At 31.2% G+C, this 25667-nt stretch carries 22 protein-coding genes and 1 pseudogene; 10 read left to right on the top strand and 13 right to left on the bottom strand.

Annotated features, from left to right (window positions below; translation table 11 throughout):
• Window positions 1-30 precede the first annotated feature (30 nt).
• Window positions 31-900, top strand: coding sequence for a lipoyl synthase (gene lipA / locus D6T69_RS08120; RefSeq protein WP_125067270.1), 870 nt, complete (start codon window positions 31-33; stop codon window positions 898-900).
• A gap of 239 nt (window positions 901-1139) precedes the next feature.
• Here lipA and D6T69_RS08115 read toward each other — a convergent pair whose 3' ends face one another.
• Both D6T69_RS08115 and D6T69_RS08110 read right to left on the bottom strand, forming a co-directional pair.
• A complete protein-coding gene (locus D6T69_RS08115) occupies window positions 1140-2498 on the bottom strand; it encodes a pyridoxal-phosphate dependent enzyme (protein ID WP_125067269.1) in 1359 nt (452 codons plus the stop codon).
• 22 nt (window positions 2499-2520) lie between these two features.
• Entirely contained in the window at window positions 2521-3756 is a 1236-nt protein-coding gene (locus D6T69_RS08110) for an ABC transporter permease (RefSeq protein WP_125067268.1), read from the bottom strand.
• Window positions 3757-3891: 135 nt separating this feature from the next.
• On the opposite strand from D6T69_RS08110, the gene D6T69_RS08105 reads away from it, so the two are divergent.
• Window positions 3892-5148: an exo-beta-N-acetylmuramidase NamZ family protein gene (locus tag D6T69_RS08105; protein WP_125067267.1), complete on the top strand. Its 1257-nt coding sequence runs from the start codon at window positions 3892-3894 to the stop codon at window positions 5146-5148.
• A gap of 202 nt (window positions 5149-5350) precedes the next feature.
• Here the strand turns inward: D6T69_RS08105 and D6T69_RS08100 are convergent, their stop codons facing one another.
• The gene (locus D6T69_RS08100; protein ID WP_125067266.1) at window positions 5351-6373 is read right to left on the bottom strand and encodes a PLP-dependent cysteine synthase family protein; all 1023 of its coding nucleotides are present in this window, start codon (window positions 6371-6373) and stop codon (window positions 5351-5353) included.
• Window positions 6374-6488: 115 nt separating this feature from the next.
• Window positions 6489-8585 (bottom strand): S9 family peptidase, encoded by a 2097-nt coding sequence (locus D6T69_RS08095; protein WP_240628289.1) that lies wholly within the window; start codon window positions 8583-8585, stop codon window positions 6489-6491.
• 140 nt (window positions 8586-8725) lie between these two features.
• Here D6T69_RS08095 and D6T69_RS08090 point away from each other — a divergent pair, with 140 nt between their 5' ends.
• From D6T69_RS08090 to D6T69_RS08080, 3 genes are read left to right on the top strand one after another with little or no spacing between them, the layout of a single operon-like run.
• Window positions 8726-9049, top strand: coding sequence for a YbaB/EbfC family nucleoid-associated protein (locus D6T69_RS08090; RefSeq protein ID WP_125067264.1), 324 nt, complete (start codon window positions 8726-8728; stop codon window positions 9047-9049).
• A 6-nt stretch (window positions 9050-9055) separates the two neighbouring features.
• Window positions 9056-9349, top strand: coding sequence for a DUF2752 domain-containing protein (locus D6T69_RS08085; protein WP_125067263.1), 294 nt, complete (start codon window positions 9056-9058; stop codon window positions 9347-9349).
• A 14-nt stretch (window positions 9350-9363) separates the two neighbouring features.
• Window positions 9364-9681 carry a CCC motif membrane protein gene (locus D6T69_RS08080; protein WP_125067262.1) on the top strand — a complete coding sequence of 106 codons (318 nt, stop codon included), beginning with the start codon at window positions 9364-9366 and terminating at the stop codon, window positions 9679-9681.
• A 34-nt stretch (window positions 9682-9715) separates the two neighbouring features.
• Here the strand turns inward: D6T69_RS08080 and D6T69_RS08075 are convergent, their stop codons facing one another.
• Genes D6T69_RS08075 through D6T69_RS08050 form a run of 6 tightly spaced genes read right to left on the bottom strand, consistent with a single transcriptional unit; the run spans window position 9716 to window position 15847 of the window.
• A complete protein-coding gene (locus D6T69_RS08075; RefSeq protein WP_125069223.1) occupies window positions 9716-11047 on the bottom strand; it encodes a DUF58 domain-containing protein in 1332 nt (443 codons plus the stop codon).
• A 2-nt stretch (window positions 11048-11049) separates the two neighbouring features.
• Window positions 11050-12054: an AAA family ATPase gene (locus tag D6T69_RS08070; protein ID WP_125067261.1), complete on the bottom strand. Its 1005-nt coding sequence runs from the start codon at window positions 12052-12054 to the stop codon at window positions 11050-11052.
• Between the two features lies 1 nt (window position 12055).
• The gene (locus D6T69_RS08065) at window positions 12056-13297 is read right to left on the bottom strand and encodes a DUF4350 domain-containing protein (protein WP_125067260.1); all 1242 of its coding nucleotides are present in this window, start codon (window positions 13295-13297) and stop codon (window positions 12056-12058) included.
• A 1-nt stretch (window position 13298) separates the two neighbouring features.
• Window positions 13299-14033: a DUF4129 domain-containing protein gene (locus tag D6T69_RS08060; RefSeq protein WP_125067259.1), complete on the bottom strand. Its 735-nt coding sequence runs from the start codon at window positions 14031-14033 to the stop codon at window positions 13299-13301.
• A 4-nt stretch (window positions 14034-14037) separates the two neighbouring features.
• Window positions 14038-14889, bottom strand: coding sequence for a hypothetical protein (locus D6T69_RS08055; protein WP_125067258.1), 852 nt, complete (start codon window positions 14887-14889; stop codon window positions 14038-14040).
• Window positions 14882-15847, bottom strand: a complete 966-nt coding sequence (locus D6T69_RS08050) for a stage II sporulation protein M (protein ID WP_125067257.1) — start codon at window positions 15845-15847, stop codon at window positions 14882-14884. Before D6T69_RS08050 ends, D6T69_RS08055 begins: the two co-directional genes overlap by 8 nt.
• A 119-nt stretch (window positions 15848-15966) precedes the next feature.
• Here D6T69_RS08050 and D6T69_RS08045 point away from each other — a divergent pair, with 119 nt between their 5' ends.
• The 4 genes from D6T69_RS08045 (at window position 15967) to D6T69_RS08030 (ending at window position 20008) form a co-directional block, all read left to right on the top strand.
• Window positions 15967-16683, top strand: a complete 717-nt coding sequence (locus D6T69_RS08045; RefSeq protein ID WP_099216078.1) for an RDD family protein — start codon at window positions 15967-15969, stop codon at window positions 16681-16683.
• Between the two features lie 110 nt (window positions 16684-16793).
• Entirely contained in the window at window positions 16794-17960 is a 1167-nt protein-coding gene (locus D6T69_RS08040; protein WP_125067256.1) for a helix-turn-helix domain-containing protein, read from the top strand.
• Between the two features lie 467 nt (window positions 17961-18427).
• Window positions 18428-19552 carry a hypothetical protein gene (locus D6T69_RS08035; RefSeq protein WP_125067255.1) on the top strand — a complete coding sequence of 375 codons (1125 nt, stop codon included), beginning with the start codon at window positions 18428-18430 and terminating at the stop codon, window positions 19550-19552.
• Between the two features lie 24 nt (window positions 19553-19576).
• A complete protein-coding gene (locus D6T69_RS08030) occupies window positions 19577-20008 on the top strand; it encodes a hypothetical protein (protein WP_206197797.1) in 432 nt (143 codons plus the stop codon).
• A 382-nt stretch (window positions 20009-20390) separates the two neighbouring features.
• Here D6T69_RS08030 and D6T69_RS08020 read toward each other — a convergent pair.
• Together D6T69_RS08020 and D6T69_RS08015 are read right to left on the bottom strand one after the other, a co-directional pair.
• Window positions 20391-22757: pseudogene (locus D6T69_RS08020) on the bottom strand (outer membrane beta-barrel protein).
• A gap of 380 nt (window positions 22758-23137) precedes the next feature.
• A complete protein-coding gene (locus D6T69_RS08015; RefSeq protein ID WP_125067251.1) occupies window positions 23138-23446 on the bottom strand; it encodes a hypothetical protein in 309 nt (102 codons plus the stop codon).
• Window positions 23447-23652: 206 nt separating this feature from the next.
• Here D6T69_RS08015 and D6T69_RS08010 point away from each other — a divergent pair, with 206 nt between their 5' ends.
• Complete coding sequence (locus tag D6T69_RS08010; protein ID WP_125067250.1) at window positions 23653-24264, top strand: class I SAM-dependent methyltransferase; 612 nt, start codon at window positions 23653-23655, stop codon at window positions 24262-24264.
• A 16-nt stretch (window positions 24265-24280) separates the two neighbouring features.
• On the opposite strand, the gene D6T69_RS08005 is transcribed toward D6T69_RS08010, so the two are convergent.
• The gene (locus tag D6T69_RS08005; protein ID WP_125067249.1) at window positions 24281-25654 is read right to left on the bottom strand and encodes an MATE family efflux transporter; all 1374 of its coding nucleotides are present in this window, start codon (window positions 25652-25654) and stop codon (window positions 24281-24283) included.
• Between the last annotated feature and the right edge of the window lie 13 nt (window positions 25655-25667).

Below are 25667 nucleotides of genomic sequence, written 5' to 3'. Positions count from 1 at the left end.
TTCGTAAATTTGCAGTTCAATTTTTATGGAATGGCAAACGAAACTGTAGCAACACCAGAAAGAACGAAAAAACCAAAATGGTTACGTGTAAAATTACCTGTAGGAAAAAAATACACAGAACTAAGAGGACTAGTTGATAAATATAAACTGAACACCATTTGTACTAGTGGAAGCTGTCCAAACATGGGGGAATGTTGGGGAGAAGGTACTGCTACCTTTATGATTTTAGGTAACATCTGTACACGTTCTTGTGGGTTTTGTGGTGTTAAAACTGGGCGCCCAGATACCGTTGAATGGGATGAACCTGAAAAAGTAGCTCGTTCTATTAAATTAATGAATATTAAACATGCGGTAATTACTTCGGTTGACCGTGATGATTTAAAAGATGGAGGCTCTATCATCTGGTCTGAAACAGTACAGGCTATTCGTAGAGCTAATCCGAATACTACTTTAGAAACTCTTATTCCTGATTTTCAAGGAAACGAAAAATTGTTAGACCGTATTATTGAAGTAGCTCCAGAAGTAGTTTCTCACAATATGGAAACAGTACGTCGTTTAACACGTGAAGTTCGTATTCAAGCTAAATATGATCGTAGTTTAGGTGTTTTAAAATACCTAAAAGAAAACGGAATGCGTACTAAATCTGGAATTATGCTTGGTTTAGGAGAAACAGAAGACGAAGTAATACAAACGATGAAAGACTTACGTGGTGTTGGATTAGATGTTATTACTATCGGTCAATATTTACAACCTAGTAAAAAACATTTACCTGTTAAGCAATTCATAACACCAGAACAATTCAAAAAATACGAAACATTAGGATTAGAAATGGGCTTTATGTATGTAGAAAGCGGTGCCTTAGTACGTTCTTCATATAAAGCACACAAACACGCTAGCTAACCTTAAATTAAAATATTCTTAACTTTTTAACGGTTTAACGTTAAAAAAATGTCAAATAATTAAAAATTAAATAAAGTACGCCTTTTTATTTATAATTTTGGCACAGATATTGGAAACAACAATACCGTAAGCAAGTAACATTGTTTTCATTGTGTAAATTATTTGAATTAGTTGATTAACAAAGAAGCCCGCTCAATTGAGCGGGCTTCCTGTTTTTACTCTCTTTAGAGATGTTAATTTTAAATAGCTCTAATTATATCATATTTTGTAATGATGTGATGTTTTTCATTTTCTAAATCAACTAAAACTGCTTGACTTTCTTTGTTTATTAACTTAGATACCTCATCAATAGAAGCCGATTTTTTAACTGTAGGATATGCTCTCCCCATTACATCTTTAATAGGCTTTTCTGCTATATTTTTATCTTCTAAATAACTATGTAATAATGCTGATTCATCTACTGAACCTACAAATCCATTTGCGTCTCTTACAGGAATCTGTGATATTTTAAATGCACGCATTCTTTCAATAGCATGCGATACTAATTCTTCTGTTTGAACAGTTACTAATGGTTTATCTATATGATCTTTAATTAAATCTTCTGCTGTAGTAATTTCTTCTTCTAAGAAACCTCTATCACGCATCCAATCGTCATTAAACATTTTTCCTACATAACGACTTCCATGATCGTGAAATAACACTACCACTACATCATCAGGTTTAAACTCGTCTTTTAACTGTAATAATCCTTTAATAGCTGAACCTGCTGAATTCCCTACAAAAATTCCTTCTTCCTTAGCTATTCTGCGTGTGTAAATAGCAGCATCTTTATCAGTTACCTTTGTAAATCCATCAATTAAAGAAAAATCAACATTTTTAGGTAAAATATCTTCACCAATACCTTCAGTGATATATGGGTAGATTTCATTCTCATCAAAAATACCTGTTTCGTGATATTTTTTAAATACAGATCCGTACGTATCTACTCCCCAAATTTTAATATTTGGGTTCTTTTCTTTTAAAAACTTAGCAGTACCTGAAACCGTTCCTCCTGTTCCTACTCCAACAACAAAATGTGTTATTTTACCATCGGTCTGTTCCCAAATTTCTGGTCCTGTTTGTTCATAATGTGCTTGTGCATTTGACGGGTTGTCATATTGATTCACATACCAAGAGTTTGGTGTTTCTTCACCTAAACGCTTAGATACTGAATAATATGAACGAGGATCATCTGGTTCTACATTTGTAGGACAAACAACTACCTCTGCCCCAACTGCACGCAGAATATCCATTTTTTCTTTAGACTGCTTATCAGAAATTACAAAAATACACTTGTACCCCTTTACAATAGCAGCTAAGGCTAATCCCATTCCTGTATTTCCTGAAGTTCCTTCAATAATAGTACCTCCTGGCTTTAAACGACCATCTGCTTCGGCATCTTCAATCATCTTCAATGCCATACGGTCTTTTACAGAGTTTCCTGGATTAAACGTTTCTACTTTAGCTAATACTAAAGCATCTACTTCTTTTGTTACTGAGTTTAATTGAACTAAAGGTGTGTTACCAATAGTTTCTAATATATTTTTTGCGTACTTCATATCTTATTAATGTTATGCAAAACTAAGCAAATCGAATGGATTTTGAAGGGCGGATTTTTGTGATGATGTATGAAGGGACAATCAGCATTAAAAAACACAATGCTAACGTACCTATGTTTAACAATAAAATTGCCAAGAAATTAATATCTACAGGCATTGTTGATACATAATAAGTTTCAGGATCTAGACTTATTAACTTCGTATATTTTTGAATTAAAAGTATACTAAGTCCAATAAGGTTTCCCCAGAACAACCCTTTTAAAATTAAGTAAGAGGCATTGTATAAAAATATTTTTCGGATACTCCAATTTACACTTCCCAATGCTTTTAAAATTCCAACCATTTGTACACGTTCTAGAATAAGAACCAACAATGCTGTTACCATGTTTATTCCAGCAACCAACACCATGATTCCAATAATAAACCATACGTTATTATCTAATAGTTTTAACCACTCAAAAATAGCAGGATAATTACTTACAATCGTAATACTATTTAGGGTTGCTCCAATACTAGTATACACTTCATCTCCTTTTTCTTTGAGCATATCATAATCATCAATCAACACTTCAAAGCCTCCTATTTCATTGTCTTTCCAACGATTAATTTTTTGAACCTCTCTTAAGTCTCCCAACAACATAATCTTATCAAATTGTTCAAAACCTGTATTGTATATTCCCACAATAATTGGCTTTCTAGATTTAAATTTCAAACTACTGTTTTCTGCTCCAAACCATGTTTGAATGGTATCGTTTAGTTTAAAATGCAATCGGTTTGCTATAGATTGAGAAATTAGAATTTCTCGGTTTCTATCTTGGGTAAAATCTGGTAGGCGACCTTCAACTAAACACTCATTAAAAAAAGTAAAATCGTAATCAGCCGAAACCCCTTTAAAAATGATTCCTTCAAAATCAGTAGGAGTTCTAATTATCCCTCCAACATTAGCAAAAGGTTGCACTTTTTTTATGCCGTCAATATTTTTAAACTCTGGATAAAACTCTTGATTTATATCAATCGGAACTGTTGAAACATCTGAATTGTTATTATCGTAATTTACAATTTGAATATGCCCTTTAAAGCCTGTCATTTTATCGCGCACCTTATTCTGAAACCCAGAGGTAATCGACACTGCAATTAACATAATAGCTACACCAAGAGCAATGGCAATGGTTGCAATGGTAATAATTGGTGATGAAATACTGCTTTTATACTGTTTTCCAGCAATGATTCGTTTTGCTATGAATAATTCGAAGTTCAAATGTTTTCTTTTTTACAAACCAAAAGTAACTAATTCTTATGTAAAGAAAGAGAAGATTACCTAGGTTTTAATTCTTTAACTTTTATTATTCTTAAAAAATAGAAATCTGTACCTTTATGTTTTAATTTTTTATAGATGAAGCTTACTTTTAATTACGTTTTTTTACTTTTTTTAGTGTTCAGTTTTCAATTTTCTTCTTGTGCACAACAACAAAAAAAATCAACTACTAAAGAAGTGCCAATACAAGAACAGCCAAAAACAATTAAAACGGGTGCTGATAGAACTACAGCTTACCTTCCTCTTTTAAAGAATAAAAATATTGCCATAGTTGCAAATCAAACTTCCGTATTGCAAGTGTTACAACGAGCTGAAGTTGCCCCCAACATTATGGGGTCTGAAATGGTACAACATCACTTAGTAGATTATTTACATAATTACGATAGAATTAACGTTCAAAAAGTATTTGCTCCTGAGCATGGTTTTAGAGGAAAAGCTGATGCTGGTGAAGCCATAGCTGATGGAAAAGATGTAAAAACAGGGATTCCAATTATTTCGTTGTACGGAAAAAACAAAAAACCTTCGCCAGAACAATTGAATGGAATCGATGTTGTTGTTTTTGATATTCAAGATGTGGGAGCACGCTTTTATACCTATATTTCTACGTTACATTATGTAATGGAAGCTTGTGCCGAGGCAAATATTCCTGTAATTTTATTAGATAGACCAAACCCAAACGGACATTATATTGACGGACCTATTTTAGAACCTGAACACAAAAGTTTTGTAGGCATGCACCCTGTTCCTGTAGTTTACGGAATGACAATTGGTGAATACGGTAAAATGATTAATGGTGAAAAGTGGTTAGCAAATGGTATTCAGTGTAACTTAACCGTAATTCCGTTAGAAAATTACACACATCAATCAACATATAGTTTACCGATAAAACCATCGCCTAATTTACCGAACGATGTTTCGATAAACTTATACCCTAGTTTATGTTTTTTTGAAGGAACTAATGTATCTGCTGGAAGAGGAACCGACAAGCAATTTCAAATTTATGGTTCACCACATTTAAACAAAAATAGCTTTAGTTTTACGCCACAACCCAATGAAGGAGCAAAACATCCAAAACATAAAGAAAAAATGTGTTTTGGGGAGGATTTAAGCACTTCTGAACATTTAGTTAGCCTAAACCTTAGTTGGTTAGTGAAAGCGTATGAGCAGTCTCCCAAAAAAGAGTTTTTCAATGCTTTTTTCACCAAACTAGCAGGTACTAAGAAACTACAAGAACAAATTGAACAAGGGCTTTCTGAAGAAGAAATCAAAGCAAGTTGGCAACAAGGTTTAAATGACTTTAAAAAGATACGTGAGCAATATTTGTTGTATGAATGATTTAAAGTCTTTTTGCTTCTACTAAATCATTCTGCACTAAAAGTACAGAAGTTTATTATACTTGGGACTAAAAATTCTTTTTTTTATTCTAATATAAAATTAGAATTGTCTGTTATATTAAATGTTTTCCCAAGTAAAGATCTCTTAACTTTGGGAATTCTTGTTGGAGCTTGCGAGAGTTTTTTCCCGTAAGCTATTTTTATTACTGAATGGCTTTTACTTTCTCTTCTTCAAGAAATCCTTGCTCATTCATCCATTTATTCGAATAAATCTTATTCATATAGCGAGAACCGTGGTCAGGTAAAATCACTACTACTACGCTATCATTATTAAAATATCCTTTGTTTGCGTACTGTTGTGTAGCTTGCAATGCAGCTCCTGAAGTATATCCTGCAAAAATTCCTTCTGTTTTTACAAGCTCTCTTGCTTTTAAGGCAGCTTCTTTATCTGATACTTTCTCGTATACATCAACCACATCAAAATCAGTAGAAGTTGGAATTAGATTTTTCCCTAAACCTTCAATTTTATACGGACTAATTTCATTGGCATCAAATTCACCAGTTTCATGGTATTTTTTTATCACGGACCCCATCGCATCTACTCCTAAAACTTTTATATCAGGATTTTGTTCTTTTAAATATCTTGCGGTTCCAGAAATCGTTCCTCCTGTTCCACTAGCAGCAACTACATGAGTAACTTTCCCTCCGGTTTGTTCCCAAATCTCTGGTCCGGTAGTTTTGTAATGTGCTTCAATATTCAACTCATTAAAATACTGATTGATATAAATAGACCCAGGATTTTCTTTATGTAATCGTTTAGCAACTTCATAATACGAGCGGGGATCATCTGCAGCTACATTAGCAGGACAAACATGTACCTCTGCTCCCATAGACTTTAACATGTCTATTTTATCTTGAGAAGATTTATCACTTACTGCCAAAATACATCGGTATCCTTTTACAATACTAATCATCGCTAATGAAAATCCTGTATTTCCCGAAGTCGTTTCAACAATAATATCTCCTTCTTTTACAATTCCTTTTTCTTCAGCTGTTTCTATAATATGTAATGCAATCCTATCTTTAGCCGAGTGTCCTGGGTTAAATGCTTCAACTTTTGCATAGTATGTACCCGGTAAATCTTGAGTAATTCGATGCAATTGAATCATTGGAGTTTCACCTACTAAATCTAATATTGAATTGGTTATACCTTGATGTCTTTTCATTATAGTTTGTAAATAAGAAAAAAGTGTCATTACGAAAACGGACACGAATAAATCTGTTGAGATTGTTCGTTGCTTTCGCAATGACACTTACACTCAATCGAGCGCAAAAATATAACTATTTTTTTAACTTATCCTCTAACATTAAAAAGAAGGTGTATTCTTCAGCAGTTTCTTTCAATGCATCAAACCTTCCTGAAGCTCCTCCATGACCTGCTTCCATATTAGTATGTAGGAATAACATATTATTATCAGTTTTTAATTCACGTAGTTTCGCTACCCATTTTGCTGGCTCCCAGTACTGTACTTGACTATCGTGTAAACCTGTAGTTACCAACATATTTGGGTATGCTTTTGCTGCTACTTGATCGTATGGAGAATACGACTTAATATAATCATAGTACTCCTTATTGTTAGGATTTCCCCATTCATCATATTCACCTGTAGTTAATGGAATACTATCATCTAACATGGTAGAAATTACATCAACAAAAGGTACCGCAGCTATGATTCCGTTATATAGCTCTGGGTTCATATTAACAATGGCTCCCATTAATAAACCTCCTGCAGAACCTCCCATAGCATATAAATGTTCTGGAGATGTGTAACCTTGCTCAATTAAATATTTAGAGCAGTCAATGAAATCGGTAAATGTGTTTTTCTTATTCAACATTTTACCATCTTCGTACCATTCACGTCCTAAATACTGACTTCCTCTAATATGCGCTAATGCATATACAAATCCGCGATCTAACAAGCTTAAACGTGTTGTTGAAAACCCATCGTTTATTGTATATCCGTAAGAACCGTATGCATATTGTAAAATTGGCGTGTTTTTATCAAGCTTGGTATCTTTATGGTGTACAATTGATAACGCTACTTTTTTACCGTCACGTGCAGGCACCCAAATACGTTTACTTACGTAATTGTTTTTATCAAACTTTCCTCCTAGAACTTCTTGCTCTTTTTTGATTTCTTTTGATCTGTCTTTCATATTGAAATCAATCACTGAACTTGGAGTTGTCATTGAATTATATGAATAACGGATTACCTCTGTATCAAACTCAGGATTACCATATACTCCTGCTGAATAAGTTTCTTCTTCAAAAGGCAAATAATAATCTTCAGTTCCATCCCATCGTTTAATACGGATTTTATTCAAACCTTCATTTCTTTCTTCTAAAACTAAATAGTCTTTAAAAATTGAAAAATCTTCAAATAAGGTATCTTCCCTATGTGGAATAACATCTACCCAGTTTTCTTTTCCTGGTTTACTTTCTGGAGTTTTCATCAACTTAAAATTAGTTGCTCCATCCTTATTTGTTTTAATATAGAAATGATCTCCGTAGTGTGCTACTTCATATTCTAAGTCACGCTCACGTGGCTGAATAATTCGTAACTCTCCATCAGGATTATCTGCTTCTAATACATGATATTCTGTAGAAACGGTACTATAAGAACCTATTATTATATACTTTTTTGATTTTGACTTGGTAACAAAAGCTCCAAACGTATCATCTTTTTCCTCATATACTAATTCATCTAAAGATGCGTCTGAACCTAAAGTATGTTTATAAATTTTTGATGAACGTAAAGTTACAGGGTCTTTTTTAGCATAAAACAATGTTTTATTATCATTTGCCCAAACTGAACTTCCTGTAGTATTTTCGATAATGTCTTTATAGATTTTACCCGTTTCCAAATTTTTAATTCTGATAAAATATTGACGACGGCTAACTGTATCTGTAGCAAAAGCTGTCATTTTATTATCTGGAGAAACACTTAATCCTCCCAACTGAAAATATTCATATCCTTCTGCTTCTTTATTCACATTGAACATGATTTCCTCTTCAGCTTCTAAAGTTTCTTTTTTACGACTATAAATAGGATACTGCTGCCCTTTTTCATAACGAGTAATGTAAAAATATCCGTCTTTTTTATACGGTACAGACTCATCATCTTCTTTTATTCGACCTTTCATTTCTTGAAACAACTCTTCTTGAAACTCCTTAGTTTCTTTCGTCATTTCATCATAGTAAGCATTCTCTGCATTTAAATAATCATATACTTTTTGAGTTTGTTCATCTTTAACTTTTGCATTTTTTTGTGCATCTGTTAAACGCATCCAAAAGTAATCATCAATACGAACATCTCCATGTTTTTCTAACTTAGTCGATTGCTTTTCAGCAACTGGGGCTTTGATATCTTTATTCATTTCTTGCTTTTTGCAGGAACCAAAAATAAGACTAAAAACCAAAGCCGGCAGCATTATTTTTTTCATTTTTTAAGTTAGTTTATATTTCTTGTGAAAATACTATTTTTGTTGTTAGGTAAATCATAAAAAACTGTACAAGAATGTTTGGAGATATTTCTGGAATGATGGGCAAACTACAAGAAGCTCAACAAAAAGTAGAAGAGACCAAAAAACGATTAGACACCGTTTTAATTGACGAAGCAATTGCTGGAGGAAACGTGAAAGTTACAGTAACTGCTAATCGTGAAGTTAAAGCTATTACAGTAGACGAATCTTTATTACAAGACAAAGAAGAATTAGAAGACTACTTAATCTTAGCACTAAACAAAGCATTAAAACGTGCTGGTGAAATTAACGAACAAGAATTAGCAATTGCTGCTAAAAGCGGAATGCCAAATATTCCTGGGATGGATATGTTCAAATAACAAGTTATGCCTTTACAATTAGAAGATTATATGCTTCCCTGCTTAAACAAACAATTCTTTGGAATTGATTGTTTAGGTTGTGGTATACAGCGTGCTTTGAGTTTAGTTTTTCATGGAGAGTTCATTGCAGCTTTTAAAATGTATCCTGCTATATATACCTTGCTACTTTTAGCTTTTGTTGTGGGTATTAACTTCTTCTACAAAGTAAAATATGCTCAAAAAATAATCAGTATATTGGCTATCATTAACATACTCATCATTGTGAGTAGTTATGTTATAAAAATGAATCAATTAATTTAAACTTTCGAAAAACTATGGAAAAACAATTTAACCCAACTGCTATTTATGTATTATCTGTAATCAGTTTTTTATGTTGTTGTTTTGCTGGATTAGGTATTGTATTAGCTACACCTGCTTTTATTATGGCAAACAATAAACTAAAAGAAGCTGAATCGAATCCTGAGCAATACAATGCTGCTACAATCAAGTCTATAAAAACAGCTAAAACAGTTGCTATGATTGCTTTAATATTAAATGCGATTTATTTGTCAATGACTATTTATAGAGTTGCAACAACAGATTGGGATGTTCTTATGGAAGAGTACAACAGAGCTTTAGAACAGTATCAATAATAACTCATAAAAAAGCGACCAATGGTCGCTTTTTTTATATCATTCCTTTCGCTTTAAACTCTAAGTATTTATTAATTACATTCACCGATAAATGTTGAGGCTTAGTTAAAATAGCATGTACTGCGTTTTTCTCTAGCTCTTTTATCATCAAACGTTTTTCGTAAGCATATTTTTCAGCAATAGTTTTATGATACACACTTTGTAAATCTTCTGCATTTCCAGTTATTAAAGTATCTAACTCCGTATTTTCAAAGAAAACAGTTACAAGTAAGTGCTTTTTAGCTATCGCTTTTAAATACGGCAATTGCCTTTTTAACGCCGATATATGCTCAAAATTGGTATATAAAATTAACAAACTACGTTGATTTATTTTTCTTTTAATATTTGCATACAACAACGCAAAATTAGCATCTGAAAAATCGGTTGTAATATTATACAACTCTTCGTTAATGACCGATAAGTTTGTTTTCTTATTATTTGCTGCTACTATTTTTTCTACTTTTTTAGAAAACGTCAGCATACCTGCTTTATCGTTTTTTAATAAGGCTATGTTTGAAAAAGCTAAGGTTGAATTAATTGCATAGTCTAATAACTTCAACCCTTCAAAAGGCATTTTCATGACACGTCCTAAATCGATAATAGAATATATGGGCTGTGATTTTTCATCTTGATATTGATTCACCATTAACTCTGCTCTTTTAGCAGTTGCTTTCCAGTTTATGGTACGTACATCATCACCAGGAATGTAGTTTTTTATCTGCTCAAACTCCATTGTATGCCCTATTCGTCGTATCTTCTTCATTCCAAATTCCGTTAAGTTATTGTGCATTGCCAAAAACTCGTATTTTTTCATTTGTATGTACGACGGGTATACTTTCACACTTTCTTCCGCAGAAAAGGAATATCGTTTAGAAAACATCTGCAAAAAAGAAGACACAAATACGTTTACTCTTCCAAATTTGTACTCTCCTCTTTCAACTGGTCTAACATTGTAGGTATAAGTTGATTTCTCCCCAGGCTTCAAAGACATTGCATGTTCAAAATCTCTTTTTTGGAATTGAGCAGGTAATTCATCTATCAACGAAATAAAAACTTGAAACGGATAGTTATTTTCAAGCGTAATTGCTATTTCATTATCATCAGAGTTCGACAGTTTTTCTGATGCAATTCTTTTTGCTGAAAACCCATTTTTAAATCGGTATAGGATAAGCACATCAACACACATCGCTATCACAAATAACCATACTAACATCCATGTTGCTGAATACAACGCAGGAAGCCAAAACGACATTAAAAACAATGCCGAAATAGCGCTTATGTAGATAAAAAAGCGATTGTGTACGTATAACGATTTAAAGAATTGAATCACTACCTTGGAACTTCTACAGATTGTACAATCATTTCAATAACCTTATCGGCAGTCATTCCTTCCATTTCGCGTTCAGGAGTTAACATAATTCTATGACGTAATACTGGATAAATACTCTTTTTTACATCTTCTGGAATTACAAAATCACGTCCGTTAATTGCCGCAAACGCTTTAGATGCCATCAATACTGCAATACTTGCTCTTGGTGAACCTCCTAAATACAAATGTGCATTGTTACGCGTATTAGAAATTAATTGCGCTATATATTTAATAATTTTTTCTTCTACTAGCACCTCAAAAACCTTGTTTCTGTACTCTAATAATTCAGACTCAGTTAATACTGCTTCCACTTTAGTTTGTGGTAGTTCTCCTTTACGATCGTTATGAGCAGTGATAATTTGTATTTCTTCTTCTAAGTTAGGATATCCTACATTTATTTTAAACAAGAAACGGTCTAATTGAGCTTCTGGTAAAGCATAAGTTCCCTCCTGCTCTATTGGGTTTTGGGTTGCCAATACCATAAATGGTGGATTCATAGTATAACGTTGACCATCCATCGTAATTTGTTTTTCTTCCATCACCTCAAACAACGCTGCTTGTGTTTTTGCAGGTGCTCTGTTAATTTCATCAATCAATACAATATTTGAGAAAATAGGTCCTTTTTTAAACTCAAAATCAGATGTTTTCATGTTTAAAACTGAAGTTCCTAACACATCCGAAGGCATTAAATCAGGCGTAAACTGAATTCGACTGAAATCGGTTGCAATGGTTTTTGCTAATAGTTTTGCTGTTACCGTTTTAGCAACTCCAGGAACACCTTCAATCAATACGTGTCCGTCAGCTAGTAAAGAAACTAACAGCAACTCTATAAACCCTTCTTGACCTACAATTACTTTCCCTAGTTGCTCTTTTATTTTTACAACCGCTTCTTTTAACTTTGACAAATCTATTCTACTTGAAAATAACTCATTCGTATTTTCTATTGGATTGTTTTCTGTATGCATCCTATTGTTTTTTATATGCTTTAAAATCTTCAATAGCTTTATTTAAGGCTACTAAATCTTCTTCGGTTATACTTGATTTTAACTGTATTTGCTCTATCTTTTTAAATAAAGTAACTACTTTTTCTTCTGAATTACCACTTCTGTTAGCTAGGTTCTTATAAAAACGCTCATCTATGTTTAAAGTTGATAATCGATATTTTATTCTGATATACTCTAAAAAATAATTGATTTTATGTTCAGCTATATTTTTATGATCTGATTTTTCATAATACATATTGGCTATAGTACGGGTAAAAGCCAGTGTTTGATTTTTTAACGGTGTAATAACAGGAATTAATCGCTGATTACGTTTTCCTTTAAAAATAATAAAAAATAACACCCCTATCAATCCTATATAATATGCCCATTTTAACGATTTGGTTGACAGGATATAATGCATAGGTGAGGTTATTCTACTTTTTCCTGTTTTATAATAGGTATCCCATAAAATGGCACTTCTACTATTAGAGCCTCCCCCAGCCCCCGTTTCATTTTTTTGTTGATTATTTAAGTACGATAACACATTAGCTACATATTCATAATTGCTATCTAACAACATATTGTAATTGGTAAATGCTTGTGGAAATGTATGTAAATAGAAGTTTCCTTGACCGTGGTTTACTTTTATAAAGTTTGGTTTTTTGCTAATAATAGAATCATTTTCATTCCTTACTACCAACTCACCTAAAACAGTTGTATTAAGAGTATCTACTTCAGAAAAATACAGCTTTGAAAAATCTCTATCAAAATGATATTCTTTTCCTCCAAAAATAGGATTACTCATTTTTTGATAGGCCTTTTCCTCAAACGCTGAAGTAGTTAAATAGCTTGTTTGAATCTGCAATGTATCTAAATGTATGCCATTTGTTGCTATAAACACATCATTCCCTCTTTCTGCAAACTCTAAAAGCTGATTCAACTCATCTTTGTCAAAATTTACTTTATTATCAAGAAAAAAATACGTTCCGTTATTCTTATCGTCTTTTAAGTATACATACGGATTTTGATATACATCTTTTACTTCGCTTTTTGGAAATAAACTCGGCATTTCTTTATGCAGTACATATGTACCATACGGAATTTTATGTTTTGCTGCATAACTTGGATACCAATTGATTTCTTTAGGCTTTACAGACTCAACATAAAAAATACCGAGCACTATAAGCACCAACAAACCAATGTATATTTTTAATTTTTTATCCAAATTAGTATATTTTAGCTAGCGTGTTTTTAAAATTACTTTCCGCTTGTAAGAATTTTTCTTTATCTATTGAAAACTCACCATACCACACATAATCATACAAGTAAGTTAACTTTTTAAAATCGCTATGCAATTGCTTTTTTGACGATAGTTCTTTTATATAATCTTCATTCGTTTTTTCTTGTTGCCAAGAGATAAAATCTTTGTCAGAAAGGTTTTTTAGTAATAGTAAATAGTAATAACGTATTGCCAACTGATAGTTCCCTTCTGAAATTGCTTTCTGAATTAACTTGGGTAAATCTTTATCTTTAATTAACTCCTCCTCTTTCGATAAGTGTACAATAGGTTTGTTTTTTTTACCGTCAATAATATTACGTGCATTTACTTTTAAAAAGAATTTAATAATAAAGTACAACACTAATCCTGCAATTACATATGGTAACGCTTTTAAAACAACGCGTAAAAATCCTACTGCTGGAGTAATATCATCAAAAATATAAGAGAGAATTTTTATGATGGTTCGTTTTAACCAATCCCATATTTTTTCTAAAATAGTAGGTTCTCTTTTTTCTACGATGTATATAAATTCATCTTTTTGCTTGTACTCTTCTATTTTTTGAGCATCAAACTTTTTTTGTTCAATAATAGTATCATCATACTGCACCTCTCTTTTTCCTTCCTGAGAAAAAACAGTGATTGAGCAAATAAAAAACGCTATGTAAAAAAGAAACTGCTTCAAAAGATTACTGTCCTATGCTATCAATTCTTTCAATAGTCCCCGTCAAATTTTTTCTTTCATTAATATCGAAGTACAAAAGTACATTGGTTATTAAGGTTATTGAATAAAACATTAGCTGACCTGCTATTGAAATAACATTTAAAATCAAATAAATAGGATCACTAAAAAAACCAAAAACTTGCGCTGGATCATCACTTCCTGAACCTATCCCCATGCTTATTAATTGATATATAGTTGCTGGTATTTGAAAAACATATCCTAAAATACTTACTAAAATAGACACAACGAAAATCACCCCAAAAGTTTCCCAAAAATATCCACTTATAAAGTTGAAACATTTTCCTACTGCTCCAGAAGCTGTTTCGTTTTCAAATACTAAAATCGAAGCTCCTAAAGATAATGCTGGCCAAGTATAAAACACTGGCAATACACATAGCATTGCACTAGCAAACAATATTAACCCTGCTAAAATACCAAAGCCTGTAAACGACCAAAATTTAGCTTTTGTATTAGTTACTACATCTTCTTGTCTTACAATACCTTTATTGTCTATATACGATTTAATATAATACATACCTGCCAAGTTTATATAAACGATAGCTACTAAATAAGCTATCATCATAATAAACACCGCTCCCATCATTCCTGCAACTCCACTTGCATCATCACTCACTATTGATGAAATAGACATCATGTAATAAATCATAGCTGCTACAGCTATAACAATAGGTATTGCTGCTACTTTTAAAATGGTTAAAAAGAACTGCTTCCCCTCTAATCTTATAAACTTAAAAGCATCTGAAATAATACTTCCTAAATCTCTTTCTTTTTTAAACTCTACGTATTCTTTATGCATGGGTTTGTTGATTTTTATAAACTCTAATTGGGTATATGACGTAATAAAATATAATGAGTGCTAGTGAAGTAGCAATTATTAAGATTGCTAACCAATCGGGCATTTCTGTATGACGGGTTACAAAACCTTCTAAAAATCCTGCTACAATAAAAAATGGAATGGTACTTACCATTATTTTTAATCCGTCTTTCATGCTTCTTTTAAACGATTCTAATCTTGAATAAGTTTTAGGAAATAATATTCCATTACCTAATACCAGTCCTGCACATCCTGCAATAACAATTACTGATATTTCTATGGTTCCGTGAATCCAAATGGTTCTTGACGATTCCCAAAACAATCCTTTATCGTAAAAGAAATACAAAAACGAACCTAGCATTATTCCGTTTTGCATCATAATATATAAAGTACCTACCGAAAATAGTATCCCTAACACAAAAGCATACATAGCAACTCGTATGTTATTAATGGTAATCCCAATAAACATATCAACTTCATTTGCTTTTTTATATACTGCCATTGGATCTCCATTTTCAATATTTTCTAAGGTCATGTTTACATAACCGTCTCCTAAAATAAGGCGGAAAAAATCAATATCAGTTGCGGCTGAAAAAGCACCACAAATAGAGAAAAAAGCAAATACTAAAAACGCTATAAGTAGCTGTTTTTGGTAGCTATAAAACATCAAAGGGAATTCCGTTTTAAAAAAACTAATAAACCTGTTTTTGCTTTCTTTTTTAGTTTTATAAATTTTTTGATGTGCAGCAGAAGCTATAGAATTTAAGTATATCACCGTATTTCCGTTCGGATAAAAGGTTTTAGCGTAACTTAAATCATCAGTCAACTCCACATATAAATCAGATAATTTATCTGGTGAAATAACTTTTTTGTTATACAGCGCATCTTCAAAAAGTTGCCACTTTTCTTTATTTTTATTTACAAAAGCAGCTTCTCTCATGTATTTAAAAAATTAAAGCATGTTTGTTGAGAAGTTTCTCTAATCATAGAATATTTTTATCTTCGCTAAACTAAAAAAAGTTGCATAAATATCAACAAAAAAAAGTGAAAAACTAGTTCATGGATAATTTTCAAATAGAAACAGCTCAAAACATTGCTATTAGTCAAAATGTAGCACACGTTACTACTCGTATCGGTTCTTATTTAATCGATGCCTTATTTATTGTTGGGTACTACATTATCATTGCTATTATAATAGGTATGTTAGATATACCTATGAGTATGGAATATATGAGTCTGTTTGTTTTATTAGGGCTGCCTGTATTCTTCTACAGCTTGCTTTTTGAAATTTTAATGAACGGACAAACACCTGGTAAATACTTCAACCAAATAAGAGTAGTTAAGCTAGATGGTTCTAAGCCTACTTTTGGAAGTTATTTAATTAGATGGCTGCTACGTTTTGTTGATTTTACTTTAGCTAGTGGTTCTGTTGCAGTTCTTACAATTTTATTAAACGGAAAAGGGCAACGTTTAGGAGATATTGCTGCAGGAACTACTGTAATATCTGAAAAGAAAAGAATTACGTTAAAAGATACTATTGCAAGCGATGTAGTAGATAACTACACACCTACCTATTCACAGGTAACGTTATTGAGTGATAATGATATTCATACTATCACAAGAGTATATAGAGATGCCATGAAGAAAAGAAATCATAAAGTAATTTTAAAACTACATACAAAAGTTATTGAGTTAACAGGAATTACTACCGAGCAAAAACCTGCTCAATTTATAGATACTGTGATTAAAGATTATCATTATTACGCGAGGCAGTAAGTCGAATCAATTTAATCTACAGAAGTATTTTACTTTTATTTTTCACCCAAAAAAATAAACTTTGAGAAGGGTACTTTTTTAAATTCACCTGAGCTAAAAAATTACCATCTTTGCATTTTAATAAAATTTTGGATTTAAACTATAACATAATTTCCCTTATAGATATTCTTGGCGTAGTACAAGGGGTTATTCTCGGGTCGTTATTATTATTTGTACACCAAAACAAAAGGAAGTCTACTCTATTCTTGGGGCTGTTTATTTTAGCTTATTCACTAGAATTTATACCTTCTATACTAACAGACATTAAACTGGTAGAATACTACCCACAACTCACCTATTTACCATTTGACTTTATTTGGCTTTTGTTTCCTTTATTTTACAAGTATGTTAGGCATATCTCTGTATTTCCTGAAAAATCAAATCATATCTATCTATATCCAGGAATACTATCATTTATTTTTCAATTAATAGTTTTCTTTTCCCCCTTAGATATACAAACTACTATTTATGAATCAGTTCCTTATTCTCTATTTTCATTATTAGGGATGCTTTATTCCATCTGGATAGCTATAAAAACCGTTTGGTGGATTAACTTACATATACGGGAAGTACGGAATCAATTTTCAAAAACGGAAAAACGAGAATTGCAATGGGCAAAACTATTTGTTATCATTGGTCTCCTATATGTAATTTCTAGCATCTTTGCAGCATTTTTCAATGAATCATTTTGGGTAAACCTTATTCTTTCATTAGTAAATGTTGCTTTGCTGTATTGGGTTTCACTTCGAGGTATCTTGCAAAAAAACATTTCCCCGTCGTTCCAAGATGTAGTATTCAATAGTACAGTTCCTACTACTAGCCAATTATCTAATGTTAAGAAAACTCATAATATCATAACAGAAAAAAAAGCCTCTCATAGAAAAGTGAGCTTAGAAAAACAAGAACAATTAGTTGAAAAAGTTACTGATTACATAACCTTGAATAAACTTTATATAAAAGAAGATCTTACAATTGTTGAAGTGGCTGAAGCCGTTAAAGAACATCCAAGAACAGTTTCAAGCGCCATTAATAAAGTTAGAAACGTAAATTTCAACACCTATATTAACACCTTTAGGATTGAGAAAGCAAAGGAATTATTACTTTCATCAATGGCTCAAAATTTAAGTATCGAAGGTATTTCCAACGAAGTAGGCTTTAATAGCAAAAGTGCTTTCTATGCTGCCTTCAAGAAAATTGTAGGTACAACACCTACACTATTTCAAAAGCAAAACAACTAACATATTTCTCCATTTATAAAAGAACTTAAGTAGTTCAATTCTGGTTTTTGACTTTTCTACCAAAAGAATTCTCAAATTCATAATACCTTGTCCTGATTCCTGAATTGTGCACATAAACACTCAATTTTATAGTTCTTTTGTACTGAAATCCGAAATCCAAACCTCTACTCTCCCCCCATTCTTGGGCTGATTACTTTTTTTCAGAAATCTTTGTATAGCAAAAACAAATAGCTATACAACATAAACAAGTTTACAAACAAAACGAACAAAATTCTACTGGTTTTCTTGTTTCTATTGTGGAGCAGTTATATAGTTTGGGAGGTTCAAATACAAAAATGGATAACAAATACTAATTACACTAAGACAGTAATCAGAGTAGATTTGATTTTTATACTCCCCTTCTTACTTATTGTAACACTATATGTAAGCTACTTAATCTTTAAAAATTTTAAAAAATGAGAATAATTATGAGTAAAATCGTAGTAGTTATGATTATCCTAGCTATTTCATTAGCTAGTAATGTACAGGCACAATCACTTAAACATTTATTAAAAACAAAAAAAGCGAATAGCCTCAAAAAATGTGAAAGAAAAAAAGGGTACTGGTACAAAGAAAAATGCTGGGCTAATTTTACTGAATTTGACACTAATATTACCAAAGAAAATATAGATAGTGTGGTTACTGAGCAGATTAATGCTGCCAAAAATTACGGACTTACAATAGATGGCGATGCCAAAGTAACAACCTTCTTTATGCCAGAAAGAGAGGGTAAACAGATATTTGCTATTACTGTTTATGAAGAAAATAATCAACAGTATACTCTAATACAAATGGGTGTTTTTAAAGAAAAAAAAGTTAACAACCTACAAGCTATCCTTATAGAAGGGCATATTATGGATTTTGGTGAAAACCAAGAAGAAATGCAAAAAGCTGTGCGTGCCTCTGGAACTTCCCAAGCAAGAATGTATATAACAGACAATAAGGATAAGTTTACCAGCCAAGGAAGATTAAAATATATGAATACTGAAAAGACAGTACCCTTTAAATTAATAGCTGGTGAAGAGTTAGTAGGAATGGGAGACACCACTTTAAAAGTAAAAGGAGATGAAGTTTTCCTTAACGGAACCTTGGGTACCAAAGCCTATAAACAATTTAAATACTTAATAAAAGAACATCCTGAAGTTAAAACCGTTGTCTTACAAAATGTACCAGGCTCAATTAACGACGAAGTAAATATGCATACAGGAAGGTTAATTCGTGAAGCTGGATTGAACACCAAGGTATTGGCTGACAGTGAAATTTCATCAGGCGGAGTAGACTTGTTTTGCGCAGGTAAAGAACGTATTGTAACTAAAGGTGCTAAGTTAGGTATCCATTCTTGGGGAGGCAATGGAATAAGCGCAAATGATTTACCTAAAGATCACCCAGCTCACCAATATCAATTAACTTATTTCACAATGTGTTTAGGAGTTGATAAAGGTCCTGACTTTTACTTCCTAACCTTAGAATCAGCTCATGCAGACGACATGTACTGGATGAAAGATCAAGAAATAAAAAACTGGACTGTTGCCACCAAATTTATAGAACAATAAAAGCCTAAATAACAATTAAAAACAATGAAAGTGATAAAAAACATTTTAACAGTAATCATCGTATTAACATCTATATCATTATCAGCACAAGAACTTAAACATGTAGATAAAAGTATCATAAGCGTTAATGACTTACCAGAATATGTAGTTATAACCTCTGAAAACACTAAACTATTAGGGGGTATAAATATTACCATAGACTCTAAAAAATCTGATTATCAAAATATCTTAGAAGAATTGGAAACATTACTACAAAATAGAAAAAAATTAAAAATAAGAAACCAAACCGATTTATTAAACGCACTTTCTAAACTAGGCTTTGAGTATGTAGATGCATATAATGCAACTGCTGGAACTTTAGGTGTAGGTGGTGGCGATGATATAGATATCTTCGGGAGTGAAGCTAAGTATCGTATCAATATGGTGTTTAGAAAAAAGACTAGTTTCAGAAATTAAAACTTCACACTAAAAACTAAAAGAACAAGCCTCTTAATAGAGGCTTGTTCTTCTTTAAAATATTGAAAAATATAGCTCTATATATTAAATTAGTAGTTAAAAAATCGTGAATTACTTAAAATATAATTTTCAATAAAAAAAATATGAAACCAGAAAACAAAAAAGCATTTAAGAAAATTTTCATTCTACTTATTGGTACTATTTTAATTGTATTTTTTTTGTTTAAAATTTTTGTTTAGAAATAAAATCTACTTTAACACATAATATCCTTTAATTTACTGAAAACAAACACCGTGATAAAAAACAAAGAATGCCGTCTTTTTAGAGCGGCATTCTTTGTTTTTTTTATGAAACTCTATCTGGTAATTTAACTTAGAAAAAATCATAATCTTTTTTGCTCTTCTGTTCTTTTTCTATTTTCTTTCACTAAATTTCCTCCTAAGTGATAAAGTAAAGTTATACCAAACCTTCTTGAATCTGGTTTGTTGTTATAATAATAATCTATAATATCACTTTGAGAATAGGCTTCATAATGGTTGGTATTAAATATATCACTTATAGTCAGTTGCGCTACTAATTTTTTATTTAGAAATGTTTTTTTTATTCCAAAATCTACATAACCTGTTGCTTTTGTACTGTACAAACCAAGCAACTCCGATGAAAACCAATGTGCTGAAAGATTCATTTTATAATCTTTTGGCAAGGAAATATCTTGTTGTAATGTAAATGTTGTAGCCCACTTTGATAGTTGTTTTTCTCCTAAAACTTGTGAAATAGGATACGTAGTATAACTTATATCTGAAAAGAAAAGTAAATTCCAAAACGAATATAATTTAAATGGGGTTGATACTGTAAAATCAAAACGTTCTCTATTACCAAAATTATCACTTTGACTTTTTATGGTAGTACCATTATCATCTACTAAAAGCCTTCAATTTATAAAATTATCACTTTGGTTATACGTTGCAGAAAAAACATATTTATTTTTTAAGCTATATGTAAACGAATATACCCAAGCTAATTCAGGTGTTAAATTAGGGTTTCCTGAATAATAGAAGTACTGATCTCTATACCATCGTACTGGATTTAAATCGGTGTAAGATGGGCGATTGATACGTCTATTAAGCGAAAAATCTATTTTATTGTCTTTATCTAAAATTTGTCCAATTGAAAAAGAGGAAAACAACTTGGTATATTGCCATTGATTTGTTTCATTTTCTTTTACTGTATATCCTTCTGCTCTGGTATATTCTACACGAAGTCCAGCATCTATTGTTGTTTTATTTATTTCTTTTGACCCTGTTATATATGCTGCTGCAATCTGTTCATTATATTTATAATGATTACTTAATGCTGGTACTTTTACATAAGTATCTTCTTCTAACGATTCAAATTCGTATTGATTATCATTTTTTACCTTAGCATATTTAACCCCTGTTTTAATAGCATACTTCTTAAAAGGCAAATTAGCATCAATTTGTGCTGAAAAAACATCTACATTTCCTGGTTGATGTGACTTGAGTACATTGGTATCTAATTTATTTTGATTTGCATCATAATTATCTGTTATCAGTATTCCATCTGAATAATTTCGATAGGATGTATAATTGGCATCTGCTGTTAATTTTTTTCCAAGAGAATCTATGACAAACATATAGTGCACACTCCCCGCATCGTAATGATAAGGTTCAATTATTTTATTATCTGTTAATGTGTAAGATTGTAATTCTTTGAGATTATTAAATTTATTAACTGTAGAATAATTTTGTTTTTTAAAATCATCAAAGTAGCCATGATAATTAATGCTTAAACTATGTTTAGGTAAAAATTGCCATTCAGCTCCAAATCGCCAAGTATAATATTTTATTTTATAATTACTTTCGTTTTTTCGACTAAGCCACAGAGATTCTCCGTTTTCATTGATGGTATTTCCACTCTTGTTTTTGGTAAATCTATGAGGCGTATTATAATCAAAAGAACCATATAAATTCACTTTTTTTGTACGTAAACTTGCCGAAATATTTTCGTTTGTCATCCAGTATTTACCTTTTGAAATGGTAGTTCGTAAATTGACTGCATAACCTTTTTTTAGTCTTTTTTCGAGAACAATATTAATTATACCTGTATTACCTGCTGCATCAAACTCGGCTGTTGGTGATGTTATCAATTCTATCTTTTTAAGGTCTTCTGCACTCATTCCTTTTAATAAATTTGACAATTGCCCTCCAGATAAATAGGTCATTTTACCATCTATCATAATATTTACCCCAGACGCCCCTCTAAATAAAATAGCATCATTTTGTCCTACATTTATGCCTGGTAATTTTTTTAACATATCAAGAGCAGATTGTCCTGTTGTAAGAGTAGATTTTTTTAGGTTAAATGTTAATTTACCTTTACCCGCCTCAATAAGTGGTTTTTTAAAATTAACCACTACTTCCTCTAATGCATTAGCATCTTCTTTTAAGGTTATGTTTATCTTTTCTTCATCGGTTACTTTTTTTTCTCTCGTAATCATTCCTACAAAAGAAAATACCAAAACAGCTCCTTTAGTTGTTTTTATTGAATATTTCCCATCTAAATTGGTTACTGTTCCTTTATTACTTCCTTTTATAAAAACAGTTGTACCTGGTAATACTTGATTTGTAACATCACTAACGATTCCTTTTACTTCAACCTCCTGTGAAAAAATAAGCCATGGGGAAAGAATTAAAAAGTAACGTACAAGTATTTTGATATAATTTTTCATTATTTAATTTATTTTTTTAGTTAGATAGATTTATCTACCTGTAATCACTCTGCTTATTTAATTTCTGTTTTTACACAGATACCTAAATATTAAGTATTACTTAAGAATGAATTATTTTGGTTTTATAAGTTCTAGAAGTTTTTCATTACAATTAGTTGCATAAAATGTTCTTCAACTTCTTTTTAAAAAAGTTGCAATTATTTTCAAAAAATTGAATGTGGAAATGTTTTTTCTTTACACATAGCTTTTTACATACTCTAAATATTTAGACACATTTTATAATCCAAAGTTTTTAACTTTTGACTACGCTATCATTAAAAGAAACTAGAATAACTTATAAAAACCAAGATGATATTTATACTTTGTTTTTCTCTAAAAAATTACAATAAGAAAGGAGGTGGCCTGGAGAAGAATTTATATAAAGCAAAGTTACTTGTAGTAAAAAACTTGTAATTTTTAATAATTGATTTTTGAACTATAATTTCAAACCTATCAATAATTAAATTTTGAAAATTAGGAGTAAGTGCAGGAGTTAAATCATGCGTTATGCTATGGTCACACATGGTACAATGCACTGCATGATCCATATCATCTGTATGCATCAATACATGAATTCCTGTCATTTTCACTGATAGAAAAAGTACAAGGAATAAATAGGTTACACTATTCTTTAACCAACCTTTTTTCATTACTTACAAACCTACTAAAATTAACTTAAAAAAGGTGTTAATTTCACACTTGCTTTCACCCAAAAAACAAATACCTTAATCAAGTTAAAAACATATGAATAAACCTTTTACTTCTATAAAAGTTAAAATATAATAGAATGTTTTATTTTTTAATTTAAACAGTGTAATACTTCATTATATTTGTTTATCTCAGAAAAAAATATAGAATGTGGAAAGAGCATTATAGTAAAATAAAAAAAGAAAAACATCCCCCAGCTTATACACTACGTAAAGCTTTAGATTTTATAGCCTCCCAAGATAATATAACAGAAAAAACAGCTATAGACTTGGGTTGTGGTAATGGTGTAGATACATTTGCTTTGTTAGAAAATGGTTTTTCTGTATTTGCCATAGACAGTAACCCTAACTCATTGCTTCACCTACAACAAAATTTAGCTTCTGAACATTCAAAACTATTAAAATTTAATAACGTTTCTTTTGAGAATTTAGAAAAGCTTCCTTTAGCTTATTTGGTTAATGCTTCTTTTTCACTTCCTTTTTGTCATTCTAATCAATTTGATAAATTATGGTTAAACATCATTGAGTGTATACCCCCTGGAGGAATTTTTTGCGGACATTTTTTTGGACCACAAGATTCCTGGAACTCTAACTCTGATATGACTTTTCACAATATACAAGATGTAAAAAACTTATTTGATAAGTTTGAGATTCTTTATTTTAATGAAATCTCTAAAAAAGGAAAAACATTATCTGGAAAAGAAAAATTTTGGCATGTTTTTCATATTGTGGCAAAAAAGAAACACCTTCAAAAACAATAAGCTACCACATTTATACTTACTCCTGTATTATTCCCTTGGATATTTGCTTAAGTGTTTTTCTAGATACAATATATAAAACCAAAGCGTATAATATATTTTCTAAAGCTAAACTGTAATATATCCCCTCTATTCCAAAGTATTTAGTTAAAATTAATACTACCGGAACAAACAATAATAATTGTCTTCCAATAGGTAGCAATGTTGCTAATTTTGCCTCGCCTATAGCTTGAAAAAGAACTATGCTACTAGAAGATATTGGAATAACTAATAAAATACTTAGCAACATTCGTACATTAAAAATTTCTGTATCATTAAGTTCTACATTAGGTAATATAACATTAACCATTGCTTCAGGAAAAATCAGTATCGGAATTAATAGTCCAGCACCAAGAACAACCCCTGCTAACCTGTATATCCTTACTCCTTTTAAACACCTAGACGGCTTGTTAGCTCCGTAATTAATTCCTATAATCGGCTGCATAGATTGGTAAAGTCCTAAAAGCGGGATAGCTAAAAAAGTAAACAATCTAAAGACAGCATTAAAAAAAGCCATAGCTTCTACTGTTCCGTAGAAAACCACTAACCTGAAAAGTAAAAACTGCCTAAATAAATTAGATAGTTGCATTGTAAATGCTGAAAAACCAATACTTAAAACATTTTTAAGGATTTTATACTCCAACCTTATTCGAAAAGCCCCTGTTTTAAATGTTGCTTTTCCACGGATAAAATATAGAGATGTTAACAAACTATAAATAAACATTGCTATAATACTACTCCATGCAGCACCTGCTACTCCCATATGTAAAATGCCAATAAAGATGGGAGTTAGTAAAATATTTAAAATTACTGAAGCTATTGTGAATTGCATTGCTACTTTTATATTTCCTTCTGCCCGTATTAAGCTATTAGCTGACAGACCATAAATACTGAATAATGCTCCCAAAACGTATACTTTAAAATATTCTAAAGCATACGTAAATAGTTCTCCTGAAATTCCTATTACTGAGACTATTTCATGAGAAAAAATAATTCCAAAAACAGTTACTAAAGTTGCCCCTATGAGAGATAAGGCTATCATGTTTGGAATTATTTTCTTTTGAACTTCAACTTGTTTAGCTCCTATAGCTCTGCTAAGAACAGATGCAGAGCCTGCAGCTATAAAAACAGTAATACTTGTAACAACTAGCATTAAGGGAAATAACATTGAAATTCCTGTAAAAGCTTTTATTCCCATAAAATAGCTTGTATAAAATATATCTACAAGCCCGTTTATAGATATAACCATCATACCTAAAATACTTGGAACAGATAGTTTTAACATAAGACCCCAAAGGCTATCATTAATAAAATCAAGCTTTTGTTTTGTGTTATTTTTTATTTTGGAACTCATATTTGCTCCACTC

It is taken from the genome of Tenacibaculum singaporense, assembly GCF_003867015.1.
In the GTDB taxonomy this organism is placed as follows: Bacteria; Bacteroidota; Bacteroidia; order Flavobacteriales; family Flavobacteriaceae; genus Polaribacter; species Polaribacter singaporensis.
Note: the sequence above shows the minus strand (reverse complement) of the source record. Positions and strands in the feature narration are given on the sequence as shown.